Origin of the sequence: Priestia sp. AB (genome assembly GCF_028369225.1) — a bacterium.
GTDB classification, from domain to species: domain Bacteria; phylum Bacillota; class Bacilli; order Bacillales; family Bacillaceae_H; genus Priestia; species Priestia megaterium.
Genome location: NZ_JAQMYN010000004.1, coordinates 276,305 through 292,235, shown reverse-complemented (window position 1 = coordinate 292,235; position 15,931 = coordinate 276,305). Strand labels below are relative to the sequence as shown.

Below are 15,931 nucleotides of genomic sequence, written 5' to 3'. Positions count from 1 at the left end.
AAGGAAATTAAATTCAATTGATAGATTTAATGAAATAAAGACGTTTGGAGGAATACGATGGTCATCAATCAGCAGATTTACCGTGTAAAAGGACTTCAGTACATCATTCGCTCAGCTGCCGCTAGCGATGCAGATGAATTGTCTCACCTAAGAGTTCAGCTAGACGGAGAAACGGAAAACTTAGATCGTGAGCCAGGAGAAGGGTATATGAATAAAGAGGATTTTGAAGAGCTTATTAGTCGTGACATGGAAAGTAAACGAAACTTATTTTTAGTAGCGGTTGTACATAATGAAATTGTCGGATTTTCAAGGTGCGAAGGTAATGAGTTGAAACGAATTGCCCACAAAGTAGAGTTTGGCGTATGCATCGCACAAGAACGTTGGGGATACGGAATTGGCAAAGAGCTTTTACAGCAGTCTATATTATGGGCAGATAGCGCGGGCATGAAGAAAATGACGCTGAATGTGCTAGAGACCAATAAAAAAGCGATTGATTTATATACAAAGTTCGGGTTTGAAATAGAAGGGGTATTAAAAAATGACAAGCTGCTGTCAGACGGCAAGTTCTATGATACGGTTGTGATGGGGCGCTTTGTATAGCTTTTTTTGCGTCCTTATTCTATCGATATTTAAAGAAAAAAACACCTTCAAGCATACTGCACTTGAAGGTGTTTTGCGTGTTTTCCGTTTTTACTAGAATGATGGTTAATGATAGACCTCGCTTTTTTTACTAAAGCTTTTATTGCTTTCAAATCCTTGTTCTTCTTCTTTTTCGACATCTGTGCCAATAGGCTCCCACTTAATAAGAATCGTCGCGATCAATCCAATAACGGGAACGATTGTAAGGACGAGAAACGTCGTATAGATCCCGCCAATTGAAAGGACAACCGGAAATAAGTAAAAACCTAAAATACTGCCGATACGCGTTGTTCCTTGCCCCCATCCAGAGCCTAGTCCTCTCAGTTCAGTCGGGTAAGAAAGAGTGGCCATTGTCATTCCTTGCGCTCCGGGGCCAAAAGATTGACCAAAAATAAATAAAGCAATAAATAAAATCGGCAGCGCAATAAAATGTGTATCGCCTGTGAGCCCCATCAGGACTAAGCTTAAAGAGCAAATGGTATACCCTGTAATGGCAAGTTTTCTTATGCCGACTTGTTCAGTTAGCCTTGATTGTGTAAAGCCGCCAATAATACCAAATAAATTAAAGAAAAGAGTACCGATAATTGCATAAATCATTCCTTTGCCAAAAATAAGCGTGGAAATGGTTGGGATATAGAAGCCAACGGCAAAGTACTGCATACTTTGAGTAGCCGTAATGATGGAAGCTAGAAATGTCCGAGCCCGATACTTTCCTTGGAAAATAGCTTTGTAAGACAGTTTTTTTGAACGAGATAATGGTTTTTCTTTTGCATTTTTAGCCACCGTGACTTGTATGTCATAGGTTTTCTCTAATACCTTGACAGCTTCTTTAAGGGGAAGGTGATGAGCGGCCCACATCGGGCTTTCATCCATGTAGCGGTAGCGCAAAATTAGCACGATTAGTGCAGCAACAGCTCCAAATCCTACTGACCAGCGCCAAATATCCTCATGCTGCCCGAGCAGATAAAAAGGCAGAACAACAAGTCCAGTAACAGTTGCGGCCACGTACCACAGGGGACACCACAAGTTCACGTATTGACCTTTTTTCTTTAAATTGCTGAACTCCGCAATAAAGCTGAGCGCTACGGGAACATCTAGTCCTACGCCTACACCCATTAAAAATCGAAAGATAAATAACCAAACTAAATCAGTTGCTAAAGCAGCGCCAAGAGCGGAGAACACCATAAAAAATAAATCAATTAAAAACATTTTGTTGCGGCCGAATTTGTCGGTGTAGTATCCTCCTACAGTAGCTCCTAACAAAGCGCCGAGGGCCATAATAGCTGTAAGACTTCCAAGGCCGGCAGGAGAAAGGTTAAACTGTTCTTTTAACTGATCAGCTCCAATTCCAAGACTGGTAAAGTCATAGGCATCGACAAAAATGCCGCCTAACGCTACTAAAATGATTTTCCAGCTTTTAGAGGTAACTGGATTTGAATTAACAAAGTTGATAATGTCTTGACGCGATTGAATTACATGTGTGTTACTGCTTCCCATTTCTTAACCTCCAATCTGCATGTAACGAATGTTAAAAAGGACGATCGCCAATAATAGCCGCGCGCTCAGCTTTTCGGATATGAGGATAATAGTCCGATACAGCATAATGCTGTGTTGCACGGTTATCCCAAAAGGCAATTGAATTTACTTCCCAACGAAACCGTACTTGGTATTCTGGAACATGAGCTTGCCTAAACAAAGATTGAAGTAACTGTTCGCCTTCAGAATGTTCTAAACCTACAACATGAGTAGTAAAGGATGAATTGACAAAAAGCGTTTTACGACCTGTTTCAGGGTGAGTACGTACAATAGGATGTTCAACCGCTGGAAACTCTCGTTGAAAAGCCTTCAGTTCATCTGGTTGTAATAAATGAGCAAAAGAAGGAGTGAAGTCATGAATAGCCTTCAAATTTTCAATTTGTTTTTTTATGGACTCAGGCAAGTTGTCATATGCTGCAGCCATATCTGCCCAAAGCGTATCGCCGCCCACAGGAGGCACTTCAATTAATCGAAGTACTGAAGCTTTGGCAGGGCTTTCGCGGAATGTGACGTCTGCATGCCAAACATTTTCAGATCCTCCTTGTTTCTGATTTCTAGAGAATTGTACAATTTCTTTCGCTTGCTCTTGTGAAGCAGGTTTGTAAAAAGGGTGTACTTCAAGATCTCCCCATAGCTTTGCAAAAGCAAGATGTTGTTCGCTTGTAATTTCTTGATTGCGAAAAAAAAGCACTTTCCATTCTAAAAAAGCCCGATTTAATTCTTCTTGCACTTCTTTTGCAAGAGGCTTGGATAAATCTAGACCTTCGATTTCAGCACCGATAATCGGTGTGAGGGGCTTAATGGAAAAGAAAGTATAAGGCTTTTCTTCAACACCATCTGGCAACCGTTTTAACAAACGAGGACCTTCTTTTACCTCGCGGTTAAGAAACTGAAGAGGCCTTGGGTAGCTAGAAAGATTATTAGACACTGTGTTCATCTCCTTATGCTTGTTCTCTTATCTTTGAAATGAAAAACTGTCGCAGTTCCATGAACTTTTCGTGATATTGAAAAGTTCCTTCTTCGTAACGTCCCGACTGTAATGGATTTTGCGTATCTAAGACGACTCTTCCGGGCTTTGGGTGCATCACAATGATTCGAGTTGCGAGTTTAAGAGCTTCTTCTACATCATGAGTAATAAAAAAGATGCACTTTTTTGTTTGGTTCCAAATGGTTAATAAATGTTGCTGCATCGCTTCCCGCGTTAGCGCATCAAGAGCACTAAAAGGCTCATCCATTAAAATAACTTTAGGGTCTGTCGCGAGTGTTCGAGCAATGGCTGCTCGCTGCTTCATTCCTCCTGACAACTGATGAGGAAGTTTTTTAGAAGCAGACGTTAGATCAACCAGCTGCAGGTAATTTGCAACAAGCTGTTTACGTTCTTCTTTGGTGACTTTTTGCATCTTCAATCCAAATTCAATGTTTTTTTCAATAGTCAGCCAGGGAAATAGATTAGGATGCTGAAAAACAACGCCAACGTCTGGATTAGGCTTGGTCTGTTCATCTCCATGAATCATGACTGTACCTGTTGTAGGATGTTGGAAGCCTGCTAGAATATTTAAAAGTGAAGATTTGCCACATCCAGATGGCCCTAATACACAAACAAGCTCATGCTCATATAAAGAAAGATTAATATTTTGTAGTATGAGATGCTCACGTTTTGTTTGAGCATAAGCGAAATCAACGCTTTTTACATCGACGGCTTTAGGATTATGGACACGTTTAGGTCTTTCTTCAACAGCAACACTAGTTTTCAAATGTATCACTCCTTTTGACCGAGAAAGTATCCCTCGACTGACCGCAAGAGATACTTCCCGCTACTATTTAGAAAAATTATTTAGCAGTGCTTGTTGATACGTTTTTAAATCGGGAGAAGAAGGAATATCTTTTTGAGCTTCTAGAAAATCTCCTGTATCTTTTAACACATGCGCCAACTTACCATTAGATTGAAAGTATGCTTTTTGATCTGATTTATTTAGCCAGGTTAGCTGCTGCATCGTTTTTAAGCTTTGTTTTGGTGTTAAGTTCAATTCTTTAGCCAATAGTTCTGCTGATTTTTCTGGATTTTTGTGATAATAGTTAACGGATTCATTTAAGATCGAAATATATCCTTTCACAATATTCGGATATTTTTTAGCGAAATCCTCATGAACAATTCCAAATTCTCCTGTAATGCTTCCTTGCTTGGCTACTTCTTTGGATGAAATCAACACGTTTCCGTCAGCATGAATTAAATTTGTTTGCAGAGGCTGCCATACATACGCACCGTCAATATCACCGCGATTCCAAGCGGCTAAAATATCGGGAGACTGCATGTCTAGTAGTGTGATATTTTCTTTTTTAAGATCAATGTTTTTGTTTTTTAACGCACTTAGTAAGCTGTAGTGGGCCGTTGAACTAAAAGTAGTGGCAATTTTTTTTCCTTTTAAATCCTCTAAAGATTTTATGTCCGCACCTTTTTTTACTACTAAGGCTTCACTTTCGCCGATAATATCATGTAAATAATACACTTTGTAAGGAAGTTTATTAGCCGCTCCTATTGCGCCGGGCGGTGTTCCAACGAGTCCAAAATCAATGCTTCCTCCCGCAATGGCATTGTTGATATCTCGGCCTGACTCAAATTTAATCCATTTAATTTGAGTTTCTGGATATTTCTTTTCTAATGAGCCACGGGCTTTTGCTAACAATTCTCCATTAGGTGAAGCTTGATAGCCTAAACGTATTTCTTTCGGTACATCATTTTCAGAACCAGATGTAGTGCTCGAACAGCCGGAAACGACTAATATAAAGCATAGCAATAAACCAAGTATTCCTTTTTTCATCCATGTTCCTCCTAAGTAAGCTCTATTTTCCTACCCATGAAAAGGCTAAGCGTTGGTAAAAGCGAATAATGCTATCAATAAGTATAGCGATTAGACCCATGATAATAATGCCCACAAAGACAATATCACTTCGCATATATTTGCTTGCATCAAGTACCATCCAGCCAATTCCTGAAGTAGCTGCAACCATTTCAGCAGCGACTAACGTTGCATAGGTGATTCCAATGGACGTGCGTAGTCCTGTCACAATATCCGGCAGAGCAGATGGAAGAATGATGTGAATAAATACATTAAACTTTGTTGCACCTAATGTTAGTGCCCCGTTAATTCGGTCCTGCGGTACGCGTTGTACGCTTGCAACTGTTGCGATAAATAGTGGAGCGAAGGCACTTAAAAACAGTAGTGCTACTTTAGATCCTTCATCAATTCCTAACCATAGAACAAGAAGTGCATAGTAAGCTAACGGAGGAAGCGGACGATAAAATTCAATAATTGGATCAAAAATTGCCAGTATGTATTTAGAGTAGCCACATATAATCCCAAGCGGAATAGCTGTAAGCAAAGCAAGCAGCAAGGCTGTAAATAACCTATACAAGCTTGCAGACAAGTGAGTAACAAGAGATGTTCCTTTGTATCCTTCTACTACTAAACTAATAAATGAATGCAAAACGCTCTGAGGCGTAGGTAGAAAAATTGGATCTACCCATTTAAGTGTACTTAAAAGCGTCCAAAGCAGGAGGATCATAAGTACACTCAGAAAAGATAGTCCTTTTACTTTAAATGATTTAGTTGCCACCAACGTGTTTTTCACTTTATCCCTCCTTTTTAAGTTTTTCTAAACAAAAAAGACTCTCATCTTTTAAAAAGAATGAGAGCCTCCAGTTGACTGGTAGGTTTTTAAATCCTATATGTTTAGTGAGATTAATTTACCAAAAAATTCATAGAGTTGTCAATAAGAGATAAAAATAATCGAAATAAATTCTAAGAATAACATAATCATTGACAATCCTAGCATAAACTTTTAATATATAATTAAACAAAGTGAATTACTTGGTATTTCTGACGCTGTACGAAAAAACGCGCCTACTAGGCAACTGGAGGCCAGACCATTGTGGTGAAACAAATGGACTGGTCTCCTTTTTTTATTGAACGGCTGCTATGGAAAAATTGGATTCTGGAACAGAATAGTTGGTATAGATTTAGCGATGAGCAAAATAGTCGAATGGACAGTAAGTAAGTTTTTTTCTTAATAAGGTTTTTGAGAGCGTAAACATTTTAAGAGGAGGATCCGTATATGACTGCCGACTTTCATTTTCATACAGATGTATTAATTATTGGAGGAGGCCCTGCTGGTGCATGGGCAGCTCTGCAAGCAGTTAAAGAAGGTGCAAAAGCTGTACTTGTTGATAAAGGATATTGCGGAACGAGCGGAGCAACTGCGCCTTCTGGTACAGGAGTTTGGTATGTAAAGCCCACTTCTGATGAACAGATGACCGCGATGAAAAGCAGGGAAGAGCGGGGAGGATATTTAGCCGAAAGAAGCTGGATGAAGCGAGTGCTTGATTGTACGTTTGACCAAGTAAATGAGTTAGCTCATTTTGGCTATCCGTTTCCAGTAGATGAAAAAGGGATTTCTCAGCGAACGACTCTTCAAGGGCCTGAATATATGAGATTAATGCGGCGTCAGCTTCAAAAAGCAGACGTTCAGATTTTGGACCATAGCCCCGCACTGGAGCTTCTTGCAGATGAATACGGTGTGGCAGGTGCGTGCGGAATCAATAATCAAACGCAAGAAAAATGGAGAGTGGAGGCTGCTGCAGTTGTGATTGCAACGGGAGGGTGTGCATTTCTGAGCGGAGCACTCGGTACAAATGTTTTAACAGGAGACGGTTACTTATTAGCTACAGAAGCAGGTGCGGCCCTTTCAGGTATGGAGTTTTCAAATGCTTATTCGATTTCGCCAGCTTTTTCTCCAATCACAAAATCTGCATTTTATAAATGGGCTACATTTTATTATGAAGACGGTACAGTGATTGAAGGAGCCGGTTCTCATAAAGGACGTTCCATCATTGCCAGAACGTTAATGACCCAGCCCGTTTATGCAAGGCTGGACAAAGCGGATGAAAGCATTCAAAAAGCCATGCGCTTATCACAGCCAAATTTCTTTTTATCATTTGATCGTCTTCATATAAATCCCTTTACTCAAATGTTTCCAATCACCCTGCGTTTTGAAGGAACTGTTAGAGGAACAGGAGGTATTCACATTACAGATGAAACGTGTAGAACCGACATTCCAGGTTTATATGCAGCCGGAGATGCGGCAACGCGCGAATTAATCTGCGGAGGATTTACCGGAGGAGGCAGCCATAATGCAGCGTGGGCTATCTCTTCAGGCTGCTGGTCAGGAAAAGCAGCGGCAGTATTTGCTGTTAAGCAAGGGAAAAATGCCGGAAGTCGACATGCAAAAGGCTTATCAGAAGCGTCAGGAATCACAAAGTCAGTAGCTTCTTCTGATGCAGCTGATACGAAGGAAATGATAGCATCGGTTCAGCGTGAAGTCTTTCCATATGATCGAAGCTGGTTCCGTTCAGAAGTAAGAATGCAAGATTCCCTTATGAAGTTAAATGCCGTGTGGAATGAGTTGAAGAATGGAGTATATGATAAAGAAAGAAACATCGTGAGAAGTCGAGAGCTTGCGGCCATGACGGCAACGGCGCGATGGATGTATACAAGTGCATTAGAAAGAAAAGAAACGCGAGGAATGCACCGGCGTGACGATTTTCCGTTTATGGATTCCAAGCAACACTACCGCATTCTAAGCGGAGGGGTGCAGGAAGTCTGGGCGAGACCCTTAGGTACAAAATCTTCTAATCACGTAAAGGGGGTTATTTAATGATCGAGCTTCTTAGTGAAGACCGATGTATTAACTGCAATCTTTGTGTATCCGTTTGTCCAACAAATGTCTTTGACCACTCTCGAATGGGAGGTGCTCCTTCCATAGCTCGTCAATCCGATTGTCAAACTTGCTTTATGTGTGAACTGTACTGTCCGGTAGATGCTTTATATGTGACGCCTTTAGCTGAACAAACTTCAGAAGTAGATGAACAGCACCTAATTAATCAGCACCTGCTTGGAAGTTACCGAGAAGCTGTAGGCTGGGGAAAAGGAAGAAAATCCACCGCTTCTTCCGATCAGTCGCATATCATCTTAAATAGGAAATAGACAAAAAAGAGCGGACAAAGCCGCTCTTTTTTCTTTACTTTTGCGTTTCACGAACCCATTTGACAATATCATCAATGATATAAGAAGGAATGTTGGCTGAAACAGCATATTCATCGGGCGTGCTTTTTTCACCAGTTCCTTCTGTGAAAAAGTGGTTGAGCTTTGGATAAAGCTTAAAAGAAGTGTTGGGACGCTGAGATAAGCTTTGTTTCCAGCCTTCAAAATCTTCCGTCGTTACTTGATAATCACGCGCTCCTTGTAAAAAAAGCAGAGGCGTGTCCTGAGATTTTGCGACTTCTGCAGGGTGCCAGTGAGCTAAGTCATACCAAAAATAAGGCGTGCCAAGCAGGAACTCTTTTGGCGGCTGAGCTGGCGAAAAGCTTGGGTCTTGTAAAATGGCAAACTGCTGCTGAAAAAAAGTAAGCTGCTCTTTCGGAAGCTGATTCAGCGATACAAGATAGGCAAATTGTTCAAGCATTAACTGTGGAAGTGTGCGGCTCGGTGCAGCAAGTAAAATAGAGCCGCGCACGCTTTTGTCCTGCGTTTGCTTTAAAATTCTGGGCATCATCATGCCGCCTTGACTGTGTCCTAGTATAAAAATATTGCGGCTGTCGATACCTTTTTGTTTTGCCATTGCTTTGACTGCGAGTACGGCATCATCCGTTGTTTCATCGTCAACGTTTATTTTACTTTCACCGGACATTTTAGCTGTATGTTCGTATGTACGCTTGTTGTAGCGTAAAACGGCGATTCCTTGAGAAGCCAGTCCAGAAGCCAGATCTCGAAACGGCTTTAAGCTCATAAACGTTTCATCTTGATCAGAAGGTCCTGATCCGTGAACTAATATGACAACAGGTACATTTTGATGTTTTGAACGTGTTGGAAGAGTAAGCGTTGCTGGAAGTTCGTAAGGTGCTTTGCCGATTGAAAGCTGTTTTTCACTGTAGTTCTTAGGGGTGTCATAAGGCGGTTTGGAAAACGAAAACTGGCGCTCCTCCGGTACGATTCGCCAATCATCAATTTGACGATTTTGACTAAATCGAACGGTTAAAGTAGCTGATACGTGTTCAAATTCAATTGGGATTTCTATATTTCGATGAACGGTATTGACTTCACCTTGTACAGATGTACCAATCTTTTTTACAGAACCAAACTGAGCCGTTAGAGCTGACCACCATATTTTTAGGTTGTCTTCACTCATTTTGGACTGCAGGCTGCGGGAAAAGTAGCGCTTAGCTTCTGTTGTTTTGCCGTTGGCGACATTCGTTAAAAATGCGTTTGCTCGTTTGACTTCAACTTTTGCTGAATGATGAGCAGCATTTGCCGCTGCTTCAGCTTGAACAGGTGAAGTGGACATAGGGAGTACTTGAAGTCCGAGTGCTAAAGAAACAGCGAGTGGAAGGGCAGCTTTTACTTTTTTCATACATCATCCTCCTTGGCGATTCTTGTACTCTATCAGTATACCAATTTTAGGTAAAAGACGTCATGTCATTCTAAGATAAAAAAAGCCGATGTGTTATGAATATGGTAAAATAAAGAAGTTATATTATTTAGAAAATTTAAATTTCTAAAAAAGGGGCGCTTTTATGACCTATGACCCGCATTATCATCCATATCCATCTTACCGAGTTCCCGTTTATGCAAAAAAAGGAATGGTATCTACATCTCAGCCGCTCGCAGCGCAGGCAGGCCTTGATATTTTAAAAAAAGGCGGCAATGCCATTGATGCAGCAATCGCGACAGCAGCGAGCCTTACTGTATTAGAGCCCGCATCTAATGGAATCGGAGGAGACGCGTTTGCGCTTGTTTGGACAAATGATCAGCTGTACGGACTAAACGCTAGCGGACCTTCTCCGCAGTCTATTTCCATTGATGCGCTAAAGGAAAAAGGATACAGAGATATTCCTAAGGACGGAATGATTCCCGTTACTGTTCCCGGGGCTCCGGCATCTTGGGCTGCTTTATCGAAGCGATTTGGCAAACTGCCTCTTTCTCAAGTACTGCAGCCTGCCATTCAGTACGCCAAAGAAGGATTTCCGCTAGCCCCTACTCTCGCGAAACAATGGAAACAAGCGTACGATACGTTCAAACGAGTACATACAAGCGAAGAATTTGAGTCATGGTTTCAAACGTTTGCCCCAAATGGACGAGCACCAAAAGCAGGAGAAATGTGGTCATCCATCCATCATGCCCATACGCTTCAGCTCATTGGCGAAACAGATGCAGAAGCGTTTTATAAAGGCGAGCTTGCGGATCGTATTGATGCATTCAGCAAAAAATATAGCGGCTTTCTATCCAAGGAAGATTTGGCTGCTTATGAGCCTGAGTGGGTGAACCCGATTTCCGCTCACTACCGTGGATATGATGTATGGGAAATTCCTCCGAACGGTCAGGGGCTTATTGCGTTAATGGCATTAAATATCGTCAAAGGCTTTGAGCTTCAAGAAAAAGATGCCGTGGATACGTATCATAAACAAATAGAAGCGATAAAGCTTGCGTTTGCGGATGGGGAAAAATACATTACGGAAGAAGCAAAAATGAGCGTGTCTGTTAGTGAGCTGCTGTCTGATACATATGCAAGCTATCGCCGCAGTCTTATAAAAGAACATGCTCTTCAGCCTGAAGCGGGAGAACCTGTCAGAAGCGGAACGGTGTATTTAGCAACGGCTGATGAAGCAGGAAACATGGTTTCATTTATTCAAAGTAATTATATGGGCTTTGGTTCTGGAATCGTTGTGCCAGAAACGGGAATTGCCTTGCAAAACCGCGGCCACAATTTTTCAATGGACCCTGATCACGATAACTGCCTTGCTCCTAATAAAAAAACGTTTCATACCATTATTCCAGGCTTTCTCACTAAAAATAATCAGCCCGTAGGACCGTTTGGCGTGATGGGAGGTTTTATGCAGCCGCAGGGACATATGCAAGTTGTCATGAATACGATTGACTTTCAGCTTCATCCTCAAGCCGCTTTAGACGCGCCAAGATGGCAGTGGAAAAAAGATAAAACGGTGCTTGTGGAGCCAGCTTTTCCCTCACACGTAGCACAAGCGCTTGAACGAAAAGGACATAAAATTGAAGTAGCTGTTGATTCAATGGCATTTGGGCGCGGACAGATTATTTGGAGAGATCCTGAAAGCGGCGTGCTATGCGGAGGAAGTGAATCACGAACGGATGGATTTGTAGCTGGATGGTAACGTTTAAAAAAACACAATAGGTGGAGGAAGAAGCCCGTACTGATTAGAGTTGGGCTTTTTTCATGTCTCAACCACATGTATAAATCTCTTCAAAGAACTTAAAACTAACACAAACATTTACGTATGTATGAATAACGTGAACTTAGGGGTTATGTACGGGGAATTTACATTAGACGCTGCTGCGTATCTTTATAAATTAATATAAGCAATAATTGAGAGTGGTGAGAACAGCCGTCTCAAGCTGCCAATTGACATGAGGGTAGGCTAACAACACTTGGTGAAAGGAGAGAAAAGGTGATGAGAAATAAAAAGTTTGAAGTGAAATTTTTACGTGTAATGCTACTTATCGCCCTGGGAATTCTCCCTTTTTTATTTAGAAAACCACCGATTAAAGACTGGCTGCTGGCCTATGTATTTAACGCCTTAACAAATGGCATTATTGATAAATTTATTGTAACTCACGGCCTTCTTCGATATCCAACTCGCTTATTGAAAAAACAGTTTAGAATTAACGTGTTGTTCGACTTTTTGCTGTATCCTATGATATCCGTCATGATTAATCAAGCTACGTATTACGATAAAGGGTTAAAAGTTTTATATAAAATTGTGCTTTTTACGATTCCAATGTTTTTTATAGAATTATGGGCTGAAAAACGAACGAAGCTCATTGAGTGGAAAACAGGCTGGATGTGGTATCACACTTTTACTAGCGTAACGTTAAAATCGTATCTTAACCGAATGCTGATTGGATGGATTCGAAAAATTGAAAAGAAGCAGGAAGAAACGAAAATACAATAGCAGAGATTCTAAAAACGACGTTAGAGAGGTGAACAAAGGTGCATATTTCTATCCTTCTATGGCTGATTTTTCAAAATATCCATAAGAAAACGTGGAACAAAATACGCGAGCTGTATGCTGGGGTTTTATACGTGAGCTTTTTTAATATTCTCTACTACTTTTTATGTAATAATAAATTGCTTTGGGATTTTAAATCTTCTCATCTTTCATTAAAAGTACTGCGTGTTTTACACCTTATGTTCATTACGCCCCTCATGATTTTGTCGTTCTTAGCTACTTATCCGTCTACACTCGCTAAGCAGGTGAAATATATTACAAAATGGGTGTGTACAGCTTCGTTTGTAGAATGGATTGGGCTTAGGTGTAAGGGAATTACATTTAGGCACGGCTGGCATTTGGGGTGGTCAGCACTTATTTACGTAATGATGCTTATCTTCTCGAGATGGTTTCAAAAAAAGCCTTTTGCGGTCTTACTGCTCTCGGTTTTAGCAACAGTGGTTCTCAGCGTTATCTTTAAAGTTCCCGTGAGCAAACGGATGCTAAAACATCCGCTGAAACGAATATTGACTCGGCCTTTAAAAGATCATGTGACTCAAGCTGTTGCGAATAAAGTAAAGCGAAAATGCCTGCTTCTCAAGCTGTTCTCTTAAGTTCCTGCTCTTTGTGAAGAGCAGGTTTTTTAGCTTACTAGAGGAATAACGTCCGTCAGCAGCAGAACGAAAAAAATCAGGCCCACTCCCGTAAAGCTTAAAGAAGCAAAAAAATAAGCCGTCCAGCGCAGACGAAACGGTTGTGTTCAATATTAGCCCCAGACATTAACCTCATGGAATGAGTTTTATAGTGAGAATGAGCGCTGTTGCTTCCGCTGCTTGAAAACCAAAAAGTCAAAACTGAACACAAAAGTCCGCTAAAAAACATAAGCTCAATAAAGCGGATAGACAAAAATGATGCGCACGCATAGGTTAATCCAGTTTCAATAAGCAGTGTAATAACAAAAATAAGCTGAGTTCTCTTCAAAAAATTCTCCCCTTTTTTCTCTGTATCTACTTTTTGTTATACAATAATTTACATATATAAAAAATCTCAAAAATGCTTTTATTATGATATAATGGTAATAAATGTATGAATGAAAAAGTATTCAAAGTTCGTATGCATCACGATTATAAGCTTTTTTATAATGATGAGACTTACTATATACGCTGCTATATACACTGCGCTTAGTTTCAGGTGCGTAGAATGAAGTGAGAAGTGTGTATGGACTTAGGAGAGACTGTGATTGCGATACTAGCAGCGGGAGCACTTTTATTATACGGCACGTTAGAGCTTTGGTTTGCGCCTCGTAATTCTTCTTTTTTTAAAGGGTGGAAGCAAAAACTAGCCGTCATTTTACCGTTATATGCGGTTACATTCGGCATATGGTTCGCGTTTTTTTCATAACAAAAAAGTCTTACAAAAAGGAGGAATGAAAGATGGAAATCAATTCATACCTCATTCGGTTTTCATGTATGCTGATGCTCATGTTTGGAGGATTATTTATTATACGGTATGTAAAAACAGGTGACTTTTATTTAGATCAGCTTCTTGTCTTTGGAGCGGGTTTTGTTCTGTTTATCGGCTCACTTATTTGGAAAAGAAAACATCAGCAGCAAGGAAATAGAAAAGCTTGTTAATCTCATGAAATTGTGACAGTATAAAACAGATAAAAAATGTAATCTCGTGATCGTACCATTGGTTACGAGCTGCTGCTGGAGGAAAAGAAAATGAATGTACCTAATTGCCCAAGCTGTCAATCACAGTATACATATGAAGATGGAAACCTGTTCGTCTGCCCGGAGTGTGGGCATGAATGGGGACAAGATGAAAAAACAGAAAGCACGGAAGAACAGCTGACTGTAAAAGATGCAAACGGGAACCTTTTAAAAGACGGAGATTCAGTTACTGTCATCAAAGACTTAAAAGTAAAAGGAAGCTCATCGGTTGTAAAAATCGGAACGAAAGTAAAAAGCATTCGTTTAGTAGAAGGCGATCATAACATCGACTGCAAAATTGACGGATTTGGAGCGATGAGCTTAAAATCTCAGTTTGTTAAAAAAGCATAAGAATTAAAAAGGCCAGGATGAAGAACAACTTCACTCTGGCTTTTTTCTATGTGTTTTAACTGATAAAGCGAAATATATAGACCAATTTGTCTATTTCAGAAGGAATCTAGCTAAATGTCCCGAACTTACTTAAAGTGTCTGAGTATTTGGATATTAATGGAATGGATGTCTGTTTCATGAAGGCGAAAGGGAGGTAGAAATGTGAAAAAGTTTTTAGCGTTTCAAATTTTAATTGCATTAGTAATCGGAGCTGTTATCGGGCACTTTTTTCCGGACTTTGGGATGGCTTTAAGACCGGTAGGGGACGGGTTTATCCGGCTCATTAAAATGATTGTGGTGCCGATTGTCTTTTCAACCATCGTCATAGGTGCTGCGGGAAGCGGCAGTATGAAACAAATGGGGAGTCTAGGGTTAAAGACGATTATTTGGTTTGAAATCATTACTACCATCGTATTAGGAATCGGTCTGTTGTTAGTGAATTTGCTAAAGCCCGGAGTAGGCCTCGATCTTTCTCATCTTGTTAAAAAAGATATCGGTGAATTGTCTCAGTACACCGACAAAGTCGTAGACTTTAAACAAATGATTTTAAACATCATTCCAACGAATATCGTAGATGTGATGGCAAAAAATGATTTGCTGGCCGTGATTTTCTTTGCTATTTTATTCGGTGTTGCCGCTTCAGGAGTCGGTAAAGCATCCGAACCTGCAATGAAGTTTTTTGAATCTACGGCTAAAATTATGTTTAAATTAACGCAAATTGTTATGGTCACAGCGCCTCTTGGTGTACTAGCGCTAATGGCTGCATCTGTAGGTCAATACGGCATTGCACTTCTGCTTCCAATGCTAAAGCTAATTGGAACCGTCTTTTTAGGTCTTTTTATTATTTTATTTGTTTTATTTCCGCTTGTTGGGTTTTTGTTCAAATTCAACTACTTTGAAGTATTCAAAATGATTTGGGACTTGTTTCTTATTGCGTTTTCAACAACAAGTACGGAAACGGTGCTGCCACAGCTGATGGAGCGGATGGAAAAGTACGGATGCCCTAAACGAGTTGTGTCGTTCGTTATTCCGTCGGGCCTGTCATTAAACTGTGATGGCTCCACACTGTATTTATCCGTTTCATGCGTCTTTTTAGCACAGGCTTTTAACATCGATATGCCATTAACTCAGCAATTATTTATGATGCTTATACTCGTGATGACAAGTAAAGGAATTGCGGCTGTCCCGTCAGGTTCACTTGTTGTTCTTTTAGCAACAGCCAACGCAGTAGGTCTGCCGGCTGAAGGAGTGGCAATTATTGCAGGAGTAGACCGCATCATGGATATGGCCAGAACAGGAGTCAACGTTCCAGGCCACGCGATCGCCTGTATCGTCGTCTCGAAATGGGAGAAAGTATTCCGCACCCAAACGCCGATCCCGCCCGGGTCGCACACGGAATCTCTATAAAATGAACCCCTGCTTTAGTCCATAAAGCGGGGGTTTTTGTTTACGTTTCAAAGATACAGACTAGAGTGGTTTGTCATACTCATCCCTCTACAAAAAGAGGAGCAGCCGCTTACAAATGTTCACAAAATGTTCACTTACGAAGAAGGAAGATAAAAAGCTATACTAAGCCAAGTAA

General features: G+C 40.7%; 17 protein-coding genes. 10 read left to right on the top strand and 7 right to left on the bottom strand.

The window, feature by feature from the left end; genetic code table 11:
* Positions 1-57: 57 nt before the first annotated feature.
* The gene (locus tag POF52_RS14650; protein ID WP_271993265.1) at positions 58-600 is read left to right on the top strand and encodes a GNAT family N-acetyltransferase; all 543 of its coding nucleotides are present in this window, start codon (positions 58-60) and stop codon (positions 598-600) included.
* A gap of 105 nt (positions 601-705) precedes the next feature.
* Here the strand turns inward: POF52_RS14650 and POF52_RS14645 are convergent, their stop codons facing one another.
* The 5 genes from POF52_RS14645 to POF52_RS14625 form a co-directional block, all read right to left on the bottom strand.
* Positions 706-2,136 carry an MFS transporter gene (locus POF52_RS14645; RefSeq protein WP_271993264.1) on the bottom strand — a complete coding sequence of 477 codons (1,431 nt, stop codon included), beginning with the start codon at positions 2,134-2,136 and terminating at the stop codon, positions 706-708.
* A gap of 31 nt (positions 2,137-2,167) precedes the next feature.
* Positions 2,168-3,103 (bottom strand): TauD/TfdA dioxygenase family protein, encoded by a 936-nt coding sequence (locus POF52_RS14640; RefSeq protein WP_057273586.1) that lies wholly within the window; start codon positions 3,101-3,103, stop codon positions 2,168-2,170.
* Positions 3,104-3,116: 13 nt separating this feature from the next.
* Positions 3,117-3,929 carry an ABC transporter ATP-binding protein gene (locus POF52_RS14635; protein ID WP_334314407.1) on the bottom strand — a complete coding sequence of 271 codons (813 nt, stop codon included), beginning with the start codon at positions 3,927-3,929 and terminating at the stop codon, positions 3,117-3,119.
* Positions 3,930-3,992: 63 nt separating this feature from the next.
* On the bottom strand, positions 3,993-4,994 hold the full coding sequence (locus tag POF52_RS14630; protein ID WP_271993262.1) for a taurine ABC transporter substrate-binding protein: 1,002 nt from the start codon (positions 4,992-4,994) through the stop codon (positions 3,993-3,995).
* Between the two features lie 22 nt (positions 4,995-5,016).
* Positions 5,017-5,805: an ABC transporter permease subunit gene (locus POF52_RS14625; protein WP_271993261.1), complete on the bottom strand. Its 789-nt coding sequence runs from the start codon at positions 5,803-5,805 to the stop codon at positions 5,017-5,019.
* Positions 5,806-6,288: 483 nt separating this feature from the next.
* Here POF52_RS14625 and POF52_RS14620 point away from each other — a divergent pair, with 483 nt between their 5' ends.
* Both POF52_RS14620 and POF52_RS14615 read left to right on the top strand, forming a co-directional pair.
* A complete protein-coding gene (locus POF52_RS14620) occupies positions 6,289-7,887 on the top strand; it encodes an FAD-dependent oxidoreductase (protein ID WP_271993260.1) in 1,599 nt (532 codons plus the stop codon).
* The gene (locus POF52_RS14615; RefSeq protein ID WP_271993259.1) at positions 7,887-8,216 is read left to right on the top strand and encodes a 4Fe-4S dicluster domain-containing protein; all 330 of its coding nucleotides are present in this window, start codon (positions 7,887-7,889) and stop codon (positions 8,214-8,216) included. Before POF52_RS14620 ends, POF52_RS14615 begins: the two co-directional genes overlap by 1 nt.
* A 34-nt stretch (positions 8,217-8,250) precedes the next feature.
* Here POF52_RS14615 and POF52_RS14610 read toward each other — a convergent pair whose 3' ends face one another.
* Positions 8,251-9,639 carry an alpha/beta fold hydrolase gene (locus POF52_RS14610; protein ID WP_271993258.1) on the bottom strand — a complete coding sequence of 463 codons (1,389 nt, stop codon included), beginning with the start codon at positions 9,637-9,639 and terminating at the stop codon, positions 8,251-8,253.
* A 163-nt stretch (positions 9,640-9,802) separates the two neighbouring features.
* On the opposite strand from POF52_RS14610, the gene ggt reads away from it, so the two are divergent.
* The 3 genes from ggt to POF52_RS14595 all read left to right on the top strand — a co-directional run bounded on the left by ggt (position 9,803) and on the right by POF52_RS14595 (position 12,861).
* Positions 9,803-11,413 (top strand): gamma-glutamyltransferase, encoded by a 1,611-nt coding sequence (gene ggt / locus POF52_RS14605; protein WP_271993257.1) that lies wholly within the window; start codon positions 9,803-9,805, stop codon positions 11,411-11,413.
* Positions 11,414-11,710: 297 nt separating this feature from the next.
* The gene (locus POF52_RS14600) at positions 11,711-12,211 is read left to right on the top strand and encodes a CBO0543 family protein (protein WP_016764921.1); all 501 of its coding nucleotides are present in this window, start codon (positions 11,711-11,713) and stop codon (positions 12,209-12,211) included.
* 38 nt (positions 12,212-12,249) lie between these two features.
* Positions 12,250-12,861: a CBO0543 family protein gene (locus POF52_RS14595; RefSeq protein WP_016764920.1), complete on the top strand. Its 612-nt coding sequence runs from the start codon at positions 12,250-12,252 to the stop codon at positions 12,859-12,861.
* 97 nt (positions 12,862-12,958) lie between these two features.
* On the opposite strand, the gene POF52_RS14590 is transcribed toward POF52_RS14595, so the two are convergent.
* Entirely contained in the window at positions 12,959-13,228 is a 270-nt protein-coding gene (locus POF52_RS14590) for a hypothetical protein (RefSeq protein WP_271993256.1), read from the bottom strand.
* A gap of 255 nt (positions 13,229-13,483) precedes the next feature.
* Between POF52_RS14590 and POF52_RS14585 the strand changes: the two genes are divergently transcribed.
* The 4 genes from POF52_RS14585 to gltP all read left to right on the top strand — a co-directional run bounded on the left by POF52_RS14585 (position 13,484) and on the right by gltP (position 15,756).
* Complete coding sequence (locus POF52_RS14585) at positions 13,484-13,648, top strand: hypothetical protein (RefSeq protein ID WP_271993255.1); 165 nt, start codon at positions 13,484-13,486, stop codon at positions 13,646-13,648.
* Positions 13,649-13,680: 32 nt separating this feature from the next.
* Positions 13,681-13,881, top strand: coding sequence for a hypothetical protein (locus POF52_RS14580; RefSeq protein WP_014459191.1), 201 nt, complete (start codon positions 13,681-13,683; stop codon positions 13,879-13,881).
* A 90-nt stretch (positions 13,882-13,971) separates the two neighbouring features.
* Complete coding sequence (locus tag POF52_RS14575; protein ID WP_016764918.1) at positions 13,972-14,310, top strand: zinc ribbon domain-containing protein YjdM; 339 nt, start codon at positions 13,972-13,974, stop codon at positions 14,308-14,310.
* Positions 14,311-14,511: 201 nt separating this feature from the next.
* On the top strand, positions 14,512-15,756 hold the full coding sequence (gltP, locus tag POF52_RS14570; RefSeq protein ID WP_016764917.1) for a glutamate-aspartate/proton symporter GltP: 1,245 nt from the start codon (positions 14,512-14,514) through the stop codon (positions 15,754-15,756).
* Positions 15,757-15,931 lie beyond the last annotated feature (175 nt).

Coding starts and splice junctions, on each gene's coding strand:
- ggt (WP_271993257.1), top strand. CDS start 9,803: ATGACCTATGACCCGCATTATCATCCATATCCATCTTACCGAGTTCCC.
- POF52_RS14600 (WP_016764921.1), top strand. CDS start 11,711: ATGAGAAATAAAAAGTTTGAAGTGAAATTTTTACGTGTAATGCTACTT.
- POF52_RS14580 (WP_014459191.1), top strand. CDS start 13,681: ATGGAAATCAATTCATACCTCATTCGGTTTTCATGTATGCTGATGCTC.
- POF52_RS14610 (WP_271993258.1), bottom strand. CDS start 9,639: ATGAAAAAAGTAAAAGCTGCCCTTCCACTCGCTGTTTCTTTAGCACTC.
- POF52_RS14620 (WP_271993260.1), top strand. CDS start 6,289: ATGACTGCCGACTTTCATTTTCATACAGATGTATTAATTATTGGAGGA.
- POF52_RS14650 (WP_271993265.1), top strand. CDS start 58: ATGGTCATCAATCAGCAGATTTACCGTGTAAAAGGACTTCAGTACATC.
- POF52_RS14645 (WP_271993264.1), bottom strand. CDS start 2,136: ATGGGAAGCAGTAACACACATGTAATTCAATCGCGTCAAGACATTATC.
- POF52_RS14615 (WP_271993259.1), top strand. CDS start 7,887: ATGATCGAGCTTCTTAGTGAAGACCGATGTATTAACTGCAATCTTTGT.
- POF52_RS14630 (WP_271993262.1), bottom strand. CDS start 4,994: ATGAAAAAAGGAATACTTGGTTTATTGCTATGCTTTATATTAGTCGTT.
- POF52_RS14575 (WP_016764918.1), top strand. CDS start 13,972: ATGAATGTACCTAATTGCCCAAGCTGTCAATCACAGTATACATATGAA.